Here is a 17,741-nt window from a genome sequence, read left to right as displayed (position 1 = left end):
GAACCGAGGGTTAGAGGCCACCACCCACTATGCGCATCCCGTTCGATCCCCGGCGCACCAAGCGCAGGACGAATCCCGACGGCACCATGTCGTTGGTCGAGCACCTGCAGGAATTGCGCACCCGGCTGTTGCTGGCGCTGGCCGCGATCGCGGTGACCACGCTGATCGGCTTCTACTGGTATGCCCACACCCTCTTCGGGCTCGAGAGCCTCGGCGAGATCTTGCGCGGCCCCTACTGCGCGCTGCCCGAATCGGCGCGGGCCACCCTGACTCCTGACGGCGCCTGCCGATTGCTCGCTACCGGACCCTTCGACCAGTTCATGCTGCGGTTGAAGGTCGGGTTCACCGCCGGTGTGGTGATCGCGACGCCGTTCTGGCTGTATCAGCTGTGGGCGTTCATCACCCCGGGGCTGTACGCGAAGGAACGCAAGCTCGCGGTCGGGTTCGTGGTGACGGGCTCGGTGCTGTTCGTGACGGGCGCTGTCCTGGCCTATGTGGTGGTGTCGCACGCGTTGTCGTTCCTGATGACCATCGGCGACAACGTCCAGATCACCGCGCTCAGCGGTAACCAGTACTTCGGTTTCATCATCCAGTTGCTGATCATCTTCGGCGTCAGTTTCGAGACTCCGTTGATCATCATCGGACTGAATCTGGTCGGGGTACTGCCCTACGCCAAGCTCAAGGCGTGGCGGCGCGGGATGATCTTCGGCCTGTTCGTCTTCGCGGCGATCGTCACACCGCAGGACCCGTTCTCCATGCTCGCGCTGGCGATCGCGCTGACCGTGCTGTTCGAGCTCGCGGTCCAGTTCTCGCGGTTCAGCGACGCTCGCAAGGCCCGCCGGGAGGCGAAGGAGGGCTGGGGCACGCTCGACGACGAACAGGCCTCACCGCTGGAGACTCCCGAACCGGTGGCCTCCGCCGATCCCGTGCGTGAGCCGGAGAAAACCGCGCGCCCGGTGTCGGACTACTCCGATACGCTCTGAGGGGTGACCGACACTCCGGGGCTGCCCAGCGAACTGGCGAAATTCGCCGGTGAAATCTCCTTCGATCTGGACCCCTTCCAGAGCACCGCGTGCGCGGCGTTGGAAGACGGGCACAGCGTGCTCGTGTGTGCCCCCACCGGTGCGGGCAAGACGATCGTCGGTGAGTTCGCCGTGCACATGGCGCTGGCCTCGGGCGGCAAGTGCTTCTACACCACGCCGATCAAGGCGCTGTCGAATCAGAAGTTCGCCGACCTGACCGCCCGATACGGGCGCGACAGTGTCGGCCTGCTCACCGGTGACCAGTCGATCAACCCCGGCGCGCCGGTGGTCGTGATGACCACCGAGGTACTGCGCAACATGCTCTACGCGTCCTCGGACTCGCTGCACGGCCTGTCCTACGTCGTGATGGACGAGGTGCACTACCTGGCCGACCGATTCCGCGGTGCGGTGTGGGAGGAAGTGATCCTGCACCTGCCGCCGGACGTGCGCCTGGTGAGCCTGTCGGCGACGGTGTCCAACGCCGAGGAGTTCGGCGCGTGGATGGAAACCGTGCGCGGCGACACCGCGGTGGTGGTCGACGAGACCAGACCGGTGCCGCTGTGGCAGCACGTGATGGTCGGTCGGCGGATGTTCGACCTGTTCGACACCAAGTCCAGCGATCGCAAGGTCGTGGTCGACGAAGACCTCGTACGGTTCATCCGCCAGCGCGAGAGCGCCGACCGGATGAACGGCTACGGCGGTCCGCGCGGGCGAGGCGGTCGCGGTGGCAACTTCCGTCCGCTGCCGCGACCGGACGTCCTCGCGCGCCTCGACGAGGAAAACCTGCTGCCCGCGATCACGTTCATCTTCAGCCGCGCGGGCTGCGACGGCGCGCTGGCTCAGTGCCTGCGCGCCCGCCTCGATCTGAGTCGTCCCGGCGAGGCCGCGCAGATCGACGAGATCATCGAGAAGCACACCGGCGACCTTCCCAAGGGCGATCTGGAGGTGCTCGGCTACTGGGAGTGGCGCGAGGCGCTGCACCGCGGCCTGGCATCCCACCACGCCGGCATGCTGCCCGCGTTCCGGCACACCGTCGAGGACCTGTTCGTCAAGGGTCTGGTGCGCGCGGTGTTCGCCACCGAAACCCTGGCACTCGGCATCAATATGCCCGCTCGCACGGTGGTTCTCGAGCGCCTGGTGAAGTTCAACGGTGAAACCCACGCCGAGCTGACTCCCGGCGAGTACACCCAGCTCACCGGTCGTGCGGGCAGGCGCGGCATCGACGTCGAGGGCCACGCGGTGGTGCTGTGGCAGCCCGAGGTGGACACCAGTGCGGTGGCCGGCCTCGCCTCCACCCGCACCTACCCGCTGCGCAGCTCGTTCCGGCCCGGCTACAACATGTCGATCAACCTGATCGACCGGATGGGTGCCCAGGAGGCCCGAACCCTCCTCGAACGGTCGTTCGCCCAGTTCCAGGCCGACCGGTCGGTGGTGGGGCTCGTCCGTGGCATCGAACGCAACGAGGGCGCGCTGCGCAAGCTGGAGAGTCAGCTCGGCGGTGTCGACGGCGATTTCATGGAGTACCTGTCGCTGCGGGACCGGATCAAGCAGCGTGAGCGCGATATCCAGCAGCAGGGCCGCGCCGACCGGCGCGGCGCCGCGGTGAAAGCGCTGATCGGCTTGCGTCGTGGCGATGTGGTGTCGATCCCGGTGGGCAAACGGTCCGGGCTCGCGGTGATCCTCGAACCCGACCAGACACCCGGCGACCCGCGGCCACTGGTGCTCACCGAGGACCACTGGGCCGGACGGGTGTCCGCGGCCGATTTCCCGGAGCCCGCCGAAGCGCTCGGGCGGATGGATCTGCCGCGCCGGGTCGATCACCGGACCGCGCGCATCCGCCGCGACTTGGCCTCGGCGTTGCGCGGCACCGGAATCTCGGCTCCGCGCCGGGGCAAGCGCAACGATCGTGTTCGGGGCGGCGAAGATCGTCAACTCTCGACGCTGCGGCGCAGTCTGCGTTCCCATCCCGCGCACGATCGTCCCGATCGGGAGCAGTTGAGCCGTACCGGCGAGCGGTATTCGCGGCTCGCCCGTGAGACCGAGACGATGCGCCAGAAGGTTGCCGCGACCACGAATTCGCTGGCACGCACCTTCGATCGGATCGTCGGGCTGCTCGAGGAACGCGGGTTCGTCGCCCACGGTGAGGTGACCGCCGACGGCAGGCGGCTGGCCCGGATCTACGCCGAGAGCGATCTCGTGGTCGCCGAGGCCTTGCGTCAGGGTCTGTGGCGCGGACTCGGCCCGGCCGAGCTCGCCGCGGTGGTATCGACGCTGGTCTACGAATCACGCCAGGAAACCGGACTGCTGACCCCGGCGGGGCCCACCGACCCGATCCGGCGGGCCGTCGCGGCCACCATCGAAGTGTGGTCGGACCTGCGCTCCGACGAGGTGCGGCACAAACTCCCGCCCACCCGCGAACCCGATCTGGGGTTCGTCACCGGGGTGTACAAATGGGCGCGCGGTGACGCGTTGGCCGAGGCGTTGCTGGCCAGTGGCGACCAGGGCACCACGATGTCGGCGGGCGATTTCGTGCGGTGGTGCAGGCAGGTGATCGATCTGCTCGATCAGATCCACAACACCGCCGACGACCCCGAGATCGCCTCCACCGCGGCCAAGGCGGTGCGTGCCGTACGGCGGGGTGTCGTCGCGGTGGACGCCGCGTAGTCGGGGCGTCTGTGATTTGATTTCTTCGCGTACCGACCGTGAGGCGGATGTCGTGCGAATGCGGCAGGCCCGGCGCGGGGGGCTACCGTATGGACTAATGATGCGAGTGGAGGCGAGTGGATGAGCGGCCCTTACGGACCGAACAACCCCGGGGAGGGGAACAACGATCCCACCCAGCACTGGGGGGGTCAGCAAGGGGCCGGTGGCGCCGGTCCCACCCAGCACTGGGGTGGCGCGCAGCAGCCGCCGCAACAGGGCGCCCAGCCCACTCAGCAGTGGGGTGACCCGAACCAGCAGCAGCCGCAGCAGCAGTGGGGACAGCAGCCACAGCAGCCGTGGGGTCAGCAGCCGCAGCAGGGTGGCGTGCCGCCGCAGCAACCGACAGGTCCGCAGCAGCAGTGGGGTCAGACCCAGCCGCCTCCGCAGGACTGGAACAACCAGGCCGCCAACGCGCAGCAGCAGTGGGGCCAGCAGCCCGCGCCGCAGCAGCAGTGGGGCCAGCAGGCCGCGCCGCAGCAGCAGTGGGGTCAGCAGCCGCAGCAGTCCTCCGGCGGTAAGAGCAAGGGTCTGATCATCGGGCTCATCGCCGCGGGCGTGCTCGTGGTCGCCGCGGTCATCGGTCTGCTCCTGGTCGTGCTCTCCTCGGACGAACTCGACAACGCGGCCGTGCAGGACGGTGTCTCGCGCGTGCTGAAGGACTCCTACGGCATCGCCGACGTCTCCGATGTCAGCTGCCCTTCCGGCCAAGCGGTCGAGGTCGACGCGACCTTCACCTGCGACCTGAAGGTCAGCGGCGAGGCGAAGAAGGTCACCGTCAAGATCACCAAGGAAGACGGCACCTACGAGGTCGGCCGCCCCAACTAGGCGCTCGCACTACGTTTTCCGGGCCGTCCGCGACTTCGCGGGCGGCCCGGTGTCGTTTCCGGTGTCGCAGATCCGGACTGACGGTTTCCCTGCCGCGAACTCGCCGAGGGCGGGTCAGACGGCGTGTGCCGCGGTCAGCGCGGTGACCAGGCGGGTGATCGGACTCTCGGCGTTGTACTCGGCGGCCAACGCGAGCAGCCGGTCGGGGTCGGCCGGGGTGGCGGGCAGGACATCCGGACGCGACAAGACGACATCGGCATCGCGGACGACCCGCACCACCGGTGCGGCGACCTTCAGATAGTCCTGTGCGGCAACGAGTTTCGCGCGCACACCCTTGGCGATATCGGAACCCGGATCGGCGACGGCGTCCATGAGAGCGTCGAGCGAGCCGAACTTCGTGATCAGCTGGGCGGCGGACTTGTCGCCGATGCCCGCCACGCCGGGCAGGCCGTCGGAGGCGTCGCCGCGCAGCGTCGCCATGTCGGCGTAGGCGGGTCCCGCATTCTGTTCGGGGACACCGTATTTCGCCGAGAGCTCCGCCGGGCCGAACAGTTCGGCCTTGGCCAGACCGCGACCGACGTAGAGCACCCGGACCGGTGGGGCGGGCTCGTCGCGCACCAGCTGCAGCAGGTCGCGGTCACCGCTGACGACGACGACCGGATCGGCGCGTTCCCTGCTCGCGAGGGTGCCGAGCACATCGTCGGCCTCGAGGCCGTCCGCGCCGCCGGTGGCGATGCCCGCCGCGGCCAGCACCTCGAGGATCATCTCGACCTGCGGGGTGAGGGTGTCGGGCACCTCCTCCGCGCCGGGCGCCGCACTGGTGCTGGTGTCGAGCCGGTGCGCCTTGTACGAAGGCACGAGCGCCACCCGGAACGGTGGCCGCCAATCGAGGTCGAGCCCGACGACGAGCCTGCTCGGGCGATGCTTGGTGACCAGCGAGGCCACCATGTCGGTGAAGCCGCGCACCGCGTTCACCGAGCGCCCGTCCGCGCCCCTGAGCTTGTCGGGGATGGCGTAATAGGCGCGGAACCAGAGGCTGGCGCCATCGAGGATCAGCAGGGGTCCACGGGTGCTCTCGTCAGCGGTCACCCGGTGATTGTGCCCCGAACCACCGACACCGTGGCCGTGGCCGTGCCGATGGGCGTCGGTGGCTGCCGCCGGGGCGGGGCGGGTAACGTCGGATCCTATGAGCGCGCACACGGATGCCAGGTTCGCGGCGAAGGTCTACGGTCAGCGTCTGGAGCGGGCGGTCGAGTTGATGCGGGCGGCGCATCTGGACGCCCTGCTGATCACCCCAGGGCCCGATCTGCGCTACCTGATCGGTTCGGCCGCGGAATCCTTCGAGCGGCTCACCTGCCTGGTGATCCCGGCCGATGGAGCGACGCCGTCGGTGGTCATCCCGAAGCTCGAACTGGCCTCCCTCGGTGATTCCGCGGCGGGCGAACTCGGCCTGCAGGTGCTCGACTGGGTCGACGGCGTCGACCCGTACCAGCTGGTCCGATCGATCCTGCACGCCGGTTCCCGCATCGCGGTCGCCGACGCCATGCCCGCCCTGCACCTGATCCCGCTCGCCGAATCGACGACCGGGCTGCCCGCCTCGGCGACGCCGGTGCTCCGCGAATCACGAATGATCAAGGACGAGGCCGAGATCGACGCGCTGCGCCGAGCGGGCGCGGCCATCGACCGCGTGCACGCACGGATGGGCGAATTCCTCCGTGCGGGCCGCACCGAGGCCGAGGTGAGTGCCGATATCACCGCCGCGATCGTCGAGGAAGGCCATACCGAGGCGGCGTTCGTCATCGTCGGCAGTGGCCCGCACGGTGCCGACCCGCACCACGAGGTGTCCGATCGTGTCATCGAAGCGGGCGACGTGGTCGTCATCGATATCGGTGGCCCTGTCGAACCCGGCTACTACTCAGACTCGACCCGCACCTACGTGCTCGGCACCCCGAGCCCGGAGATCGTCGAACGGATGGCGGTCCTCGAGGCTGCCCAGGCCGCCGCGGTCGCGGCGGTGCGGCCCGGGGTGAGCGCGGAGTCCATCGACGCCGCCGCTCGCGCTGTGCTCGCCGACGCGGGTCTGGCCGACGCCTTCATCCACCGCACCGGGCACGGCATCGGCCTGTCGGTGCACGAGGAGCCCTACATCGTGGCGGGCAACGACCTGGTGCTCGCGCCGGGTATGGCGTTCAGCATCGAGCCGGGAATCTACTTCCGTGGTGCGTGGGGTGCGCGGATCGAGGACATCGTGGTCGTCACCGAGGGCGGCGTGGAATCGATGAACAACCGGCCGCACGGCCTGACGGTGCTGTAACCGGCGCAGGCTATTTCAGCGTGCTCGAGGAGAGCACCCGGCGCACCTGAATCGCGACGACGACCCGCGTCGGATTCACCCGGGGCACCCGGTATCGCTCGGTGTAGCGGCGGACGGCCTCCGCGACGTCGGCGCTGTCGTCGAGCACCGTCGCAGGCCCTTCGAGGGTGAGCCAGCGCGCCCCGTCGACCTGGCTCACCGCCGCGTAGCCACCGCGTCCGGCATTGCGCGCCTTCACCGACGCGCCATCGGTGATCACGCGGGCGATCCCGCTGTCGGGGTCCCAGGTGAATCCCACCGCGACCACGTGTGGGGTGCCGTCGGCGCGCAGCGTGGTGAGCGTGGCCAGGTGCCGCTCGGTGACGAAGTCGAGGGCGGCGGGGGAGAGCTGTGTGGTGGCGGTCGGCATGCCGGAAACGGTAGCCGGGCCGACCGGCTGACACCTGCGCGGGTTTCGGCTGCGAGCCATCCGTACGGAACCGAGGCGGGCCGGAACCGGCCACCTCGGCCGGATGACAGACTGGCGCCATGGGAATGCAGCAGAACGATGGGCCGGTGCTGGTCCTGGGCGGGCGCAGTGAGATCGGCCTCGAGGTGGCGTGCAGGCTGGCACCCGGACGGGTGGTGATCCTGGCCGCCCGCCGTGCCGACGCGTTGGACGCCGAGATCGAGCAGGTGCGCGCGGCGGGCGCGACCGCCGTGCACACCGTGGAATTCGACGCCGACGAGACGGCCACCCACGCGCCCCTGCTGGACAAGCTCGCCGCCGAGCACGGTGGCATCGCGACCGCGGTACTCGCCTTCGGTGTGCTCGGCGATCAGGACCGTGCCGAACACGACCCGGCGCACGCGGTCGCCGTCGTACACACCGACTATGTCGCCCAGGTCAGTGTCCTCACGACCCTGGCGACCCTGATGCGCGCGCAGGAATCCGGCCAGATCGTCGTATTCAGCTCTATCGCGGGCGTGCGCGTGCGCCGGGCGAACTATGTCTACGGTTCGGCCAAAGCGGGCCTGGACGGCTTCGCCAGCGGCCTCGGCGACGCCCTGCACGGCACCGGCGTGCAGCTGCTGCTGGTGCGCTCGGGCTTCGTGATCGGCCGCATGACCACCGGCATGGAACCCGCGCCCATGTCCAGCACCCCCGGCCAGGTCGCCGACGCCGTCGTCCGCAGCCTCGGCAAGGGCGCCACCCGAGTCGCCATCCCGGGCCGGCTGGCCCTGGCCTTCTTCGTGATGCGCCTGCTCCCGCAATCCGTCTGGCGCCGGATGCCACGGTGACCGAGGGGCATTCCGCGGCGAGCGGTACCGACTGGACCGGGCATCCGATCGTGGTGGCCGGAATCGGGGCCGACGGCTGGTCCGGCCTGGGGGACAACGTCCGCCGAGCCATCGGTGAGTGTGACGTCGTGTTCGGCTCCCGACGTCAGCTGGCACTGCTTCCGGCGAGCGAGGTCGAACACGTACCGTGGCCGACGCCGCTGCTGCCCGCACTGGCGGAGCTGTTCGCGCGCAATGCCGGTCGACGCGTCGGCGTCCTCGCCAGCGGCGATCCCATGTTCTACGGCATCGGCGTCACCCTGGCCCGCCGGTTCGGCCCGGCGGCGCTGCGCGTGTTCCCGCAGCCCTCCTCGGCATCGCTGGCGTGCGCCCGGCTCGGTTGGCCACTGGCCGAAACCCCCGTGGTGAGCGTGGTTGCCCGGCCATTGCCCACCGTGCTGCCCGAATTGTCCGAAAGCCGTCGGATCCTCGTCCTCAGCGAAGACGAGACGACCCCGAGCCGGATCGCGGAACTGCTGCGCGACAACGGGTTCGGTGCCTCGACGCTGACCGTCCTCGAACAACTCGGCGGCCCCACCGAACACCTGCGCACCGGCCCCGCCGCTACCTGGCCGCACCCGCCTGGGGACCCACTCAACATCGTCGCCATCGACTGTCGTGCCGACCCGGGCACCCGCCGCGACACCCGCCTGCCCGGCCTGGCCGACACCGCCTTCGCCGGCGACGGCCAGCTCACCAAAGCCGAGGTCCGCGCCCTCACCGTCACCGCTCTCGCCCCTACACCGGGGGAAATGCTGTGGGATATCGGCGGCGGCTCGGGCAGTATCGCCATCGAATGGTGTCGCACTCATCCACTGTGCCGCGCCGTGACGTTCGAACGGCTGCCCGCCCGCCGCGAACAAATCGCGACCAATATCGGTGCGCTCGGGGTGCCGGGAATAACGATCCGCGGTGAGGTGCGCTCAGAGTTAGCCGAAGAAACGATCACGGCGCCCGACGCCATATTTCTCGGTGGCGGCCTCACCCAGGACGGCATGTTCGAGCGGTGCTGGCAGCGCCTGCGCCCCGGCGGCCGCCTCGTCGCCAACGCGGTGACCGCGGAATCGGAAGCGCTGCTGCTCGACTGGTCTGCCCGGTTCGGTGGCACCCTGCGCAAATTTCAGATCTATCGAGGTGAACCGCTCGGCGGGTTCACGGCCTGGCGACCGCACTTGCCGGTCGCCCAGTGGATCGTCCGAAAACCCGCTGGTCGACGGAGCGCGGACCCGTAGTCCCGATCACGATCAGATCACGCGCAGATCACGATGAATCCGTTGTCGCTGGGTCCGCGCGCCGTAAAAGTTTCGGACCGAACGTGTAGAACCCTCGGCTCGGGGGTAGGGTCGTTGCCGTTCCGGGTAATCCCCCCGGTGCGTTTTCCACGATGGAGAGTTACATGAAGTACTCGAAGTTCGATGGCGATGCCGGTGCCGATGATTTCGGAGGGCTGTCCTGAGAGTTTTGATCCTCGGTGGCACCGGTGAGGCCAGGGAGTTGGCGCGCAGAGCGTGCGGCGAGCGTGGACTCGACATCGTGTCCTCCCTCGCCGGTCGGGTCGCCAATCCGCGGCTGCCGGTCGGTGCGGTCCGTGTGGGTGGGTTCGGTGGCGTCGAGGGCCTCCGAACCTGGCTACGCGAGAACGCGATCGACGCTGTCGTGGACGCGACCCATCCCTTCGCCGCGAAGGTGAGCGCGCACGCGGCCACCGCCGCGGCCGATCTGGACATCCCCGCGCTGCATCTGCGCCGCCCGGAGTGGGTGCAGCGGCCCGGCGACCTGTGGACCCGGGTGCCCGATCTCGCCTCGGCGGCCGCGGCCCTGACCGCCCGCGACGAACAGGTCCTGCTGACCATCGGCCGCCAGGGCGTCGGCGCGTTCGTCGGCTGTACGGGGCACGGTTTCGTGATCCGCTCCATCGACGCCCCCGAGGTCCCGCTGCCACCGCGCGCGAAACTGTTGCTGGCGCGTGGGCCGTTCACCTTCGATGAAGAACTCGTGCTGATGTCGCGCCATCGCATCGATGTGCTGGTGACCAAGAACAGCGGCGGTGAGCAGACCGAGGCGAAGATCTTCGCCGCCCGCACCGCGGGTCTGCCGGTGATCATGATCGACCGGCCACCGCTGCCCGCGGGCGCGGTCACCGTGTCCGAGGTCGGCGACGCCGTCGAGTGGTTGCGCGAGTCCACCTCGCACCGGGTGAGCTGAACCCGGCCGTTGCCGGTCGGGCCGCGGGTGGGCCGAACGGGAGTCAGCGCGGGTTCGGCGGCGTGAAGATCGTCGGCAGCTGGTCGAACCAGTGCAGGACCGCGCGCTCGTAGGCGATGCCGAATTCGAGGGTGGCCCGCTGGTGGGGTGCCAGGGCGGTTTCGTCTTCATCGAGGTAGCGGTCGAGGCGATCCTGATGAATGTTCTTGTTGGCGGCGATGATCCGATCACGATGCGCCGGATCCAGGTGCTCGCCGAAGGACAGCGTGAGCAGCAGCGGCACCCGGATGGTCTCGGCGCCCGGATCGCGCCCGATCCACTCGGCGAAGGCCTCGCGTCCGACATCGGTGATCCGGTACGGCGTGCGCTCCCTGGCGCCGCGTTCACCCTTGGTCACCAAGCCCGCGGCGTCCATGGTGGACAGTTCGCGATAGACCTGGCTCTGCGTGATGGTCCAGAAGTCGCCGATGCGTTGCTGGGCCTGGGTGGCGAGATCCCAGCCCGACTTCGGACCCTCGTGCAGGAACCCGAGTAGCGAGGCCGCGGTGGAGTTCAGCGGGCGGCGTCGTGTCGCGATGTCGGTCAACGGTCAACTCCCTTCGAACTACATTCCTAAGTGGAACGTTACGCCTGGGTGGGCGGTTCGCCAATAGTGCCCGTGTTGCGGCGCGTTCGCCGGGCCGGGGTGCGGCGGTGATGCTCGCGCGCGGAGCACCACCGCCGCGATGGTCGACCCGTCAGGCTCAGGCCAACGCGAGGTTCAGGATGTCACCGTCGGCCAGCTCGTAGGACGCCACCGTCGCGGAGTCCTCGAGCTTGATCTCGCTCTCGGTGACGAGCTGCTGATCAGCCACCGGAACGCCGGTCTGTTCCTGGATGAGGACCTTCAGGTCCTTCACGGTGGCGGTGGTGTCGACACTGACCGAGATGGGCTCGCCGTCCAAACCGTTGACCATCACGGTGATGCTGTTCGCGGTCTCGGCGAGGGGTGCCCCTGGCAGGCCGGGCAACTTGGGGGCGACGGGAGCGGCAGGCAGCTCGGGAGAGACCGGCAGCTCGGGGGCGGCAGGCAGCTCGGGAACGGCGGGCGCCGGGGGTAGCGGCAGGGCCGACGCGGTGACCGGCAGGATCCCGGCGACGGGAACCGCCATGGCGGCGGCTATCAGGCCGACCGTCACACCGCGTCGTAATCGGGTGCTGAGGGTGTGCTGTGCGTGGTGCTGAACACTCATCGTGGTGAATCCTTTCATCGTCCTCGTGGGACGCGTTGGGGAATCGAACCAGGAAACGAGCTGTCACGCTGTTGTGCTCGCGGGCAGGCCCGCGGAACCAGTGTGCCACCGCGGGCGCGCATCGCCGGGCGTCGCCGATCGCGCGGGTCGCCGAGAATCGCGGTGGTTTCGGTCGCCCGCGGGTCGTGCGGGAGGCGCCTGCCGCGCCGATCCGGCGGCCGCTCGGCGCGGGTCGTGCGGGGGTACCGACCGTGCGGTTTGCTGATGGCCGGGCGCGGACTACCGGCTCGGTACCGACCCGTACCTGCGCGAGGTGAAAACGCGGGTGCCTTCCGGCGTGTCGAAGGTGGTGGTGGTCGAGGATCCGATGATCAGCAGTGTGCGCATGTCGACCTCGTCCGGATCGAGCTCGCCCAGGGTGGTCACCCGGACCGATTCGGTCGGCCCGCCGACATCGCGGCCGAGCACCACCGGCGTCTGCGGCGGGCGGTGCTCGAGGAGTACCTCGCGCATGGCGCCGACCTGCCAGCGTCGTTGCGAGGAAGCCGGGTTGTAGATCGCGATGGCCATGTCGGCCGCGGCGACCGCCGAAAGGCGTTGGGCGACAACATCCCACGGCTTGAGCCGGTCCGACAGCGAGATCATCGCGTAGTCGTGCCCGAGCGGCGCGCCGACCCGGCTGGCCACCGCGTTGGCGGCGGTCAGGCCCGGGAGCACCCGCACCGGGACATCCTTGAACTGCGGTTCGGCGGACACCTCGAGGACGGCTGCCGCCATGGCGAAAACGCCCGGATCGCCGGAGGATACGACGGCGACGCGAGCACCACGCTTGGCCATGTCGAGGGCCATCGCGGCCCGTTCGGATTCGACCTTGTTGTCGCTGGCGTGCCTGCGCTGGCCCGCCCGTTCGGGGACTCGATCGATGTATGTGGCATAGCCGACGAGATCCGTCGCCTCGGCCAATGCGGCGGTGACCTGCGGCGTCGTCCAGTCCGCGTCGCCGGGACCGAGCCCGATGACAACGACTTCGCCCGGCACATCCGCGGTGATCGAGTCGTCGGGCCGGGAATCGGCAGGTGCCGGTCGGTCGGGCGCCGTACTGACGGTGGTGGTGAGGTCGGCCGCGGGCTGATGGCCGGAAAGTCCGCGGGCGGGGATCGCCGTGGTCGGCGTCGGACCGGGGACGAGGGTGATCGAGAAGTACGGGACGTCTGCCTGGTCCACGTCTGCCGCGGCGAGTACCCGCTGCCGGGTGCTGCTCGCGCGTTCGACGTAGTAGGCGTCATCGAGGCGACCGGAGTCCGAAAGTGCCTGGCGCACACCGGGGAACGTGCGCCCCAGCTTCATGATCGCGGCGGCGTCGGTCTCGCGCAGGCGCTGGGTCAGCTCCTCGACGGGCATGGTGCCCGGCAGCACCGTCAGCACCTGCTCACCCTCCACGAGGGGAGTGCCGAGCGCCGCCGATGCCGCACTGACCGAGGTGATGCCGGGAACGATCTCGGCGTCGAATCGGCCGGCCAGCCGCCGGTGCATGTGCATATAGGAGGAGTAGAACAGCGGATCACCGGCGGCGAGCAGCGCGACGGTGCGCCCCGCGGCCAGGTGGGTGGCCAGCCGCGCTGCCGCCTGCTCGTAGAACTCGTCGATCGCACCCTGATACCCACCGGGATGATCGGTCGTCTCCACGGTCACCGGGTAGACGAGGTGCTCCTCGATCTGCCCCGCGCGCAGGTACGGCGCCGCGATGGCGCGGGAGATGCTGCGCCCGTGCTTGGCGCTGTGGAACGCGACCACGTCGGCTTCGGCGATGAGCCGGGCGGCCTTCACGGTCACCAGTTCCGGATCGCCGGGGCCCAGGCCGATACCCCACAGTTTGCCGGTGCTGATCTCACTCACTCCTGTTCGCTCGCAATCGCGTTCAGTGCCGATGCGGTGATCGCGCTGCCGCCCCGCCTGCCACGGACGGTCAAGTATTCGATCCCGTCGAAGTCGATCAGCGCCTGCTTGGATTCGGCGGCGCCGATGAACCCGACCGGGATGCCGATGATCGCGGCGGGTCGCGGCGCACCGGCGTCGAGCATGTCGAGCAGATGGAACAGCGCGGTCGGTGCGTTGCCGATGGCGACCACCGCGCCGTCGAGCTGGTCGCGCAGCAGTTCCAGTGCCGCCACCGAGCGCGTGTTGCCCAGTCGCGCGGCGAGTTCGGGCACCCGCGGGTCGGTGAGGTTGCACAGCACCGCGTTGTCGGCGGGCAGGCGCTTGCGGGTCACCCCCGAGGCGACCATATTGGCATCGCAGATGATCGGCTTGCCCGCGTGCAGCGCGGCGCGCGCGGCGGCGACCACACCGGGGGAGTAGGCGATATCGGGTGCCAGGTCGACCTGACCGCAGCCGTGGATCATCCGCACCGCCACCCGCTCGACATCGGCGGGGAAACCGGCGAGATCGGCCTCGGCGCGGATCGTCGCGAACGAGCGCCGATAGATCTCGGCCCCGTCGGTGAGGTAGCTGGTACGCACGTCGGACATGCCGACAACCCTAGAACCTGGGTGTGACGTGGTGTCCGGCGGCTCAGGTGCGGGGGCGTTCGAGAATGCGTGACATCACCAGCGAGCTGCGGGTGCGCCCGACGCGCGCGTTCTCCCTGATCCGTTCGACCGTCACCTCGATCTCGGCCATGTCGGTGGCCATCACGTGCACGAGCGCGTCGGCCTCGCCCGCGATCGTCCACACCCCGACGATCTGCGGAATCGGTTCCAGGGTCCTGCGCAGCTCGGCCGGGGAGATGTTGTCGCGGTAGTAGACCTCGACGTAGGCCTCGGTCTTCCAGCCCAGCGCGGCCGGGTTGACCTGCGCGGTGAACCCGGTGATCTGCCCGCTCGCGACCATCTTGTCCACCCGCCGCTTCACCGCGGGCGCGGACAGCCCGACCACCGCACCGATCTCCTGGAACGAGGCGCGGGCGTGCACGAGCAGCTCCGCGAGAATGCGCCGGTCGATATCGTCCACGTCGCTCCTTTACTTCTGTGCACAATGATTCCTCGTTCTTACACCGAAATGCACAACGAATCGGTGTTCCCGGTGCAATGGAACGGCAATTACGGTCGTGGAAACCATCCGCGCAGCGACCAGGAGTCCTGATGACCGCCGCTAGCCCCCTTCGCGTCACCGCACCGGCGCGGACCGCGTCACCGCGCCGCTACGTGCTGTGCCGCCCCGACCATTTCGAGGTCACCTACGCGATCAACCCGTGGATGGATCCGGCCGCCCCGGTCGACCGGGCCCGCGCGCTCGCCCAGTGGGAGATCCTGCGCGCGAGCCTGGAAGCCCACGGGCACACGGTGGAAACGGTGCCCGGCGAACCCGGATTGCCGGATATGGTCTTCGCCGCCAACAGCGGCATCGTGATCGGTGGACACGCACTCTCGGCACGATTCGCCCACCCCGAACGCGCCGCCGAGGGCCCCGCCTTCCATCAGTGGTTCGCCGCCAGGGAACTTCGCGAGCTGGCCGCCGCGACCGAAACCAATGAGGGGGAGGGCGATTTCGCGTTCGCCGGGCAGCGGATCCTGGCCGGGGTCGGGTTCCGCTGTTCGTTGTCCGCGCACGCGGAGGTAGAGCGGTACTTCGAGGTGCCGGTGGTGTCGCTCGAGCTGGTCGACCCGCGCTTCTATCACCTCGACACCGCGCTGATGGTCCTCGACGACACCACCATCGCCTACTACCCGGCCGCGTTCAGCCCCGCCGCACGCGACGTGCTGACCGCGCTCTACCCGGACGCGATCCTCGCCGAGGACAACGACGCGGTCTGCTTCGGTCTGAACGGCCTCAGCGACGGCGAACACGTCTTCCTCGACCCCGGCGCCACCGGGCTCATCGCGCGGCTGCGCGAGCGCGGGTTCGTTCCCGTCCCGATCGACATGTCCGAACTGCGCAAGGGCGGCGGCGGCGTGAAATGCTGTGTGCTCGAGCTGCACACCCGCCGCGACACGGCCGTGAGCTAGCCGAGCCGGGTCGCCCACCGCCCACATACTGGGCGGATGGCACACCTCGAGCACGGCACCGAGGAGCGGCGCGCGAGCTGGACCGAGCTGTTCTTCGACCTGGTCGCCGTGGCGGGTATCGGTCAGCTCACCCACCTGTTGCACCGCGGACCCTCACTGGGTGAATTCGGCCTGTATGTGGTGCTGTACCTGGCCTTCTGGGTGGTGTGGGCCTGTGTCACCGTGTACAGCAATGTCGCGGGCGAACAGGCGCGCACCACCATGGTGTTCGGGTGCATGTTCGGTCTGTGCGTGATGATGGCCGCCGTCGGCGGTGCGCCCGACGAGCACATGAATGTCTTCGCCGCGATCTATGTGCTGGTGCGGGTGGCGTCGTCGATGGCGTGGCGGCGCGGCCAGGTCGTGGTGGACTGGCCGATCGCGCAGAGCGGGAGCGTTCTTGTGCCTGATCGGCATGTGGGCGCTGACCTTGCGCTATGGGTTCGTTCCGCGCCTGATGGGGGAGGTGCCGGGCACCGTCGGTCTGCCCTATCAGCGGGTGATGGCCGTCCACTGCGCGATCAGTGGTGCGATCGCGACCGTCGCCGCGGGGTTGGGCCTGGTCGCGGCGCACCCGTCGGGTCATCTGCCCGCCGGGCTCGGCTGGGTGCTCGGCGGTGGCGCCGCCGCGTTCTTCCTCGTGTGTGGGCTCGGTGGGATGCGCAGCGCCGGGGTGCGGTGGTTGTGGCGCTGGCCGGTGCCGTGTCTGGTGGTCGCGCTCGCGCTCGGCTGGTCGGCGCCGCACATCGGTGGTGTGTGGCTGGTGCTCGGGGTGATGCTCACCCTCGCGGCGGCGGTGGTCTCCGAGACCTTGCGCGCACCGCGCACGGCAGAGGACCGCTGAACGCCGCGCTACGCGAGCACTTTCCACAGAATCGGCGCGAAATCCGATCGGGGGAGGTAATTGTGCACGCGTAGCGCGGTGGGGCTCACTCGTATTCGGTGCCGCCGTCGCGTAGCAGGTACGCGGCGGAGACGATCTTGCCGATCGCCCGGCCACCGAGAATCGGCGACGGCCGCTCGGTGGCAGGCCGCACCACGAGACCCTCGCGGATATTGGTGCCCGCACCGCTGACGGTTTCGGCGCCTTCGGCCAATTCCAGCAGCAACTCCGCGTCGTAGCCACCCTCGTAGAGAACCGGCACGCGCGGCAGGGCGAGCCCGAGGTCATCGAGCAGGGCGCTGATCTCGTGATGGCCGAGCCAGCGGACCGGCGCCGCGCCCGCGTCGACCGCGATATCGAACAGACCGAAGCCGAGCGAGGAATCGTGCGCGGCGGACGCTCCGTAGTGCAGGTCCTGTACGCCCGCGCCGTATACCTCACCGAACAAACCGATGCGGTCCGCGTCGAGCGCGGCGGCGAGCTTACGAGCGGCCTCGTCGAGCCCGTGGGCGCGAACGGCGCGCCAGTACAGGTTGCCGTCGGCCTCGGTCAGCGACAGCGACAGCGACCTGCCGCCGACGCCCTTGGACGACACCAGGATTCGGTCACCGGCACGCACATGGGTGAGCAGGCAGGCGGTGCCGTGGATCTTCTCCGTCGCCACCACCGGCTCCCCGGCGGTGAAGATATCGGGAAACCGCTTGATGTTCTCGACATCGACCCACCGCAGCAGATCCGGCGCCGACTCGACCTGACCCGACATCGAGACCGGCACCGGCGGAACCCATTTCACGATTCCGAGCGATTCGGCGAAATCGGTCCCCGCTACCGCTGCCCCGGCCAGATCCACGCCGCCCAGCGCGGTCGGCGTGCACACGATGCCCTGCGACACCTCGCCGCGCAACCGCACCGCCTTCACCCGATTACGCAGCGAGCCAGCGAGTTTCCCGGTCAAGCCGAGCTCGGCGATCAGCTCCTCGGGCAGCACCGACTGTTCCGGAATGTAGACCGCGTGATCCCCCGTGGCGAACTGACCCTTCGCGACCACGGCCCGGTACAAGCCGACCTGGGCCAACTCGAGCCGATCGGCATTCGGATGCGGAACAACGACGAGCCGCTCGGCCGTCACCTGCAGTGTGGACATGGGAACCCCCTCGTAGTGAGAAGGCAAGGGTACGAGACATTTCCGGCACC

Annotated in this window: 17 protein-coding genes and 1 pseudogene; 10 read left to right on the top strand and 8 right to left on the bottom strand. The window is 69.3% G+C overall.

What is annotated here, in order from left to right:
- Positions 1–29: 29 nt before the first annotated feature.
- The 3 genes from tatC to ACFWPX_RS21880 all read left to right on the top strand — a co-directional run bounded on the left by tatC (position 30) and on the right by ACFWPX_RS21880 (position 4,550).
- Positions 30–983 carry a twin-arginine translocase subunit TatC gene (tatC, locus tag ACFWPX_RS21890; protein ID WP_378919692.1) on the top strand — a complete coding sequence of 318 codons (954 nt, stop codon included), beginning with the start codon at positions 30–32 and terminating at the stop codon, positions 981–983.
- A 3-nt stretch (positions 984–986) separates the two neighbouring features.
- Positions 987–3,686 carry a DEAD/DEAH box helicase gene (locus ACFWPX_RS21885; protein ID WP_378919694.1) on the top strand — a complete coding sequence of 900 codons (2,700 nt, stop codon included), beginning with the start codon at positions 987–989 and terminating at the stop codon, positions 3,684–3,686.
- A 120-nt stretch (positions 3,687–3,806) separates the two neighbouring features.
- A complete protein-coding gene (locus ACFWPX_RS21880; protein ID WP_378928890.1) occupies positions 3,807–4,550 on the top strand; it encodes a DUF4333 domain-containing protein in 744 nt (247 codons plus the stop codon).
- 114 nt (positions 4,551–4,664) lie between these two features.
- Here the strand turns inward: ACFWPX_RS21880 and ACFWPX_RS21875 are convergent, their stop codons facing one another.
- Positions 4,665–5,639, bottom strand: coding sequence for a 5'-3' exonuclease H3TH domain-containing protein (locus ACFWPX_RS21875; RefSeq protein ID WP_378928889.1), 975 nt, complete (start codon positions 5,637–5,639; stop codon positions 4,665–4,667).
- A 97-nt stretch (positions 5,640–5,736) separates the two neighbouring features.
- Between ACFWPX_RS21875 and ACFWPX_RS21870 the strand changes: the two genes are divergently transcribed.
- A complete protein-coding gene (locus ACFWPX_RS21870; RefSeq protein ID WP_378928888.1) occupies positions 5,737–6,864 on the top strand; it encodes a M24 family metallopeptidase in 1,128 nt (375 codons plus the stop codon).
- A gap of 10 nt (positions 6,865–6,874) precedes the next feature.
- Here the strand turns inward: ACFWPX_RS21870 and ACFWPX_RS21865 are convergent, their stop codons facing one another.
- On the bottom strand, positions 6,875–7,273 hold the full coding sequence (locus ACFWPX_RS21865; protein ID WP_378928886.1) for a PPOX class F420-dependent oxidoreductase: 399 nt from the start codon (positions 7,271–7,273) through the stop codon (positions 6,875–6,877).
- Positions 7,274–7,392: 119 nt separating this feature from the next.
- On the opposite strand from ACFWPX_RS21865, the gene ACFWPX_RS21860 reads away from it, so the two are divergent.
- The 3 genes from ACFWPX_RS21860 to ACFWPX_RS21850 all read left to right on the top strand — a co-directional run bounded on the left by ACFWPX_RS21860 (position 7,393) and on the right by ACFWPX_RS21850 (position 10,389).
- Positions 7,393–8,145, top strand: a complete 753-nt coding sequence (locus ACFWPX_RS21860) for an SDR family NAD(P)-dependent oxidoreductase (RefSeq protein WP_378928885.1) — start codon at positions 7,393–7,395, stop codon at positions 8,143–8,145.
- Entirely contained in the window at positions 8,142–9,416 is a 1,275-nt protein-coding gene (gene cbiE, locus ACFWPX_RS21855) for a precorrin-6y C5,15-methyltransferase (decarboxylating) subunit CbiE (protein ID WP_378928884.1), read from the top strand. The genes ACFWPX_RS21860 and cbiE overlap by 4 nt, the downstream gene beginning before the upstream one ends.
- Positions 9,417–9,636: 220 nt before the next feature.
- Positions 9,637–10,389, top strand: a complete 753-nt coding sequence (locus tag ACFWPX_RS21850; protein ID WP_378928994.1) for a cobalt-precorrin-6A reductase — start codon at positions 9,637–9,639, stop codon at positions 10,387–10,389.
- A 43-nt stretch (positions 10,390–10,432) separates the two neighbouring features.
- Here the strand turns inward: ACFWPX_RS21850 and ACFWPX_RS21845 are convergent, their stop codons facing one another.
- From ACFWPX_RS21845 to ACFWPX_RS21825, 5 genes are all read right to left on the bottom strand, one after another.
- A complete protein-coding gene (locus ACFWPX_RS21845) occupies positions 10,433–10,975 on the bottom strand; it encodes a PadR family transcriptional regulator (RefSeq protein WP_378928883.1) in 543 nt (180 codons plus the stop codon).
- A gap of 157 nt (positions 10,976–11,132) precedes the next feature.
- Positions 11,133–11,621, bottom strand: coding sequence for a ubiquitin-like protein (locus ACFWPX_RS21840; RefSeq protein ID WP_378928882.1), 489 nt, complete (start codon positions 11,619–11,621; stop codon positions 11,133–11,135).
- A gap of 279 nt (positions 11,622–11,900) precedes the next feature.
- Positions 11,901–13,508, bottom strand: coding sequence for a precorrin-3B C(17)-methyltransferase (gene cobJ / locus ACFWPX_RS21835; protein WP_378928993.1), 1,608 nt, complete (start codon positions 13,506–13,508; stop codon positions 11,901–11,903).
- Positions 13,509–13,513: 5 nt separating this feature from the next.
- Entirely contained in the window at positions 13,514–14,149 is a 636-nt protein-coding gene (locus tag ACFWPX_RS21830; RefSeq protein ID WP_378919710.1) for a precorrin-8X methylmutase, read from the bottom strand.
- 43 nt (positions 14,150–14,192) lie between these two features.
- Entirely contained in the window at positions 14,193–14,630 is a 438-nt protein-coding gene (locus ACFWPX_RS21825; RefSeq protein ID WP_378928881.1) for an Lrp/AsnC family transcriptional regulator, read from the bottom strand.
- 131 nt (positions 14,631–14,761) lie between these two features.
- Here ACFWPX_RS21825 and ddaH point away from each other — a divergent pair, with 131 nt between their 5' ends.
- The 3 genes and pseudogenes from ddaH (at position 14,762) to ACFWPX_RS21810 (ending at position 16,508) form a co-directional block, all read left to right on the top strand.
- Positions 14,762–15,625, top strand: coding sequence for a dimethylargininase (ddaH, locus tag ACFWPX_RS21820; RefSeq protein WP_378928879.1), 864 nt, complete (start codon positions 14,762–14,764; stop codon positions 15,623–15,625).
- Positions 15,626–15,661: 36 nt separating this feature from the next.
- Positions 15,662–16,006: pseudogene (locus ACFWPX_RS21815) on the top strand (low temperature requirement protein A); the annotation flags it as partial.
- Positions 16,007–16,064: 58 nt separating this feature from the next.
- Entirely contained in the window at positions 16,065–16,508 is a 444-nt protein-coding gene (locus ACFWPX_RS21810) for a hypothetical protein (RefSeq protein WP_378928999.1), read from the top strand.
- Positions 16,509–16,593: 85 nt separating this feature from the next.
- On the opposite strand, the gene ACFWPX_RS21805 is transcribed toward ACFWPX_RS21810, so the two are convergent.
- Positions 16,594–17,691, bottom strand: a complete 1,098-nt coding sequence (locus ACFWPX_RS21805; protein ID WP_378928878.1) for an RNA ligase (ATP) — start codon at positions 17,689–17,691, stop codon at positions 16,594–16,596.
- Positions 17,692–17,741 lie beyond the last annotated feature (50 nt).

Origin of the sequence: Nocardia sp. NPDC058518, from assembly GCF_042719655.1 — a bacterium.
In the GTDB taxonomy this organism is placed as follows: domain Bacteria; phylum Actinomycetota; class Actinomycetes; order Mycobacteriales; family Mycobacteriaceae; genus Nocardia.
This window is presented reverse-complemented; position numbering and strand designations above follow the sequence as displayed.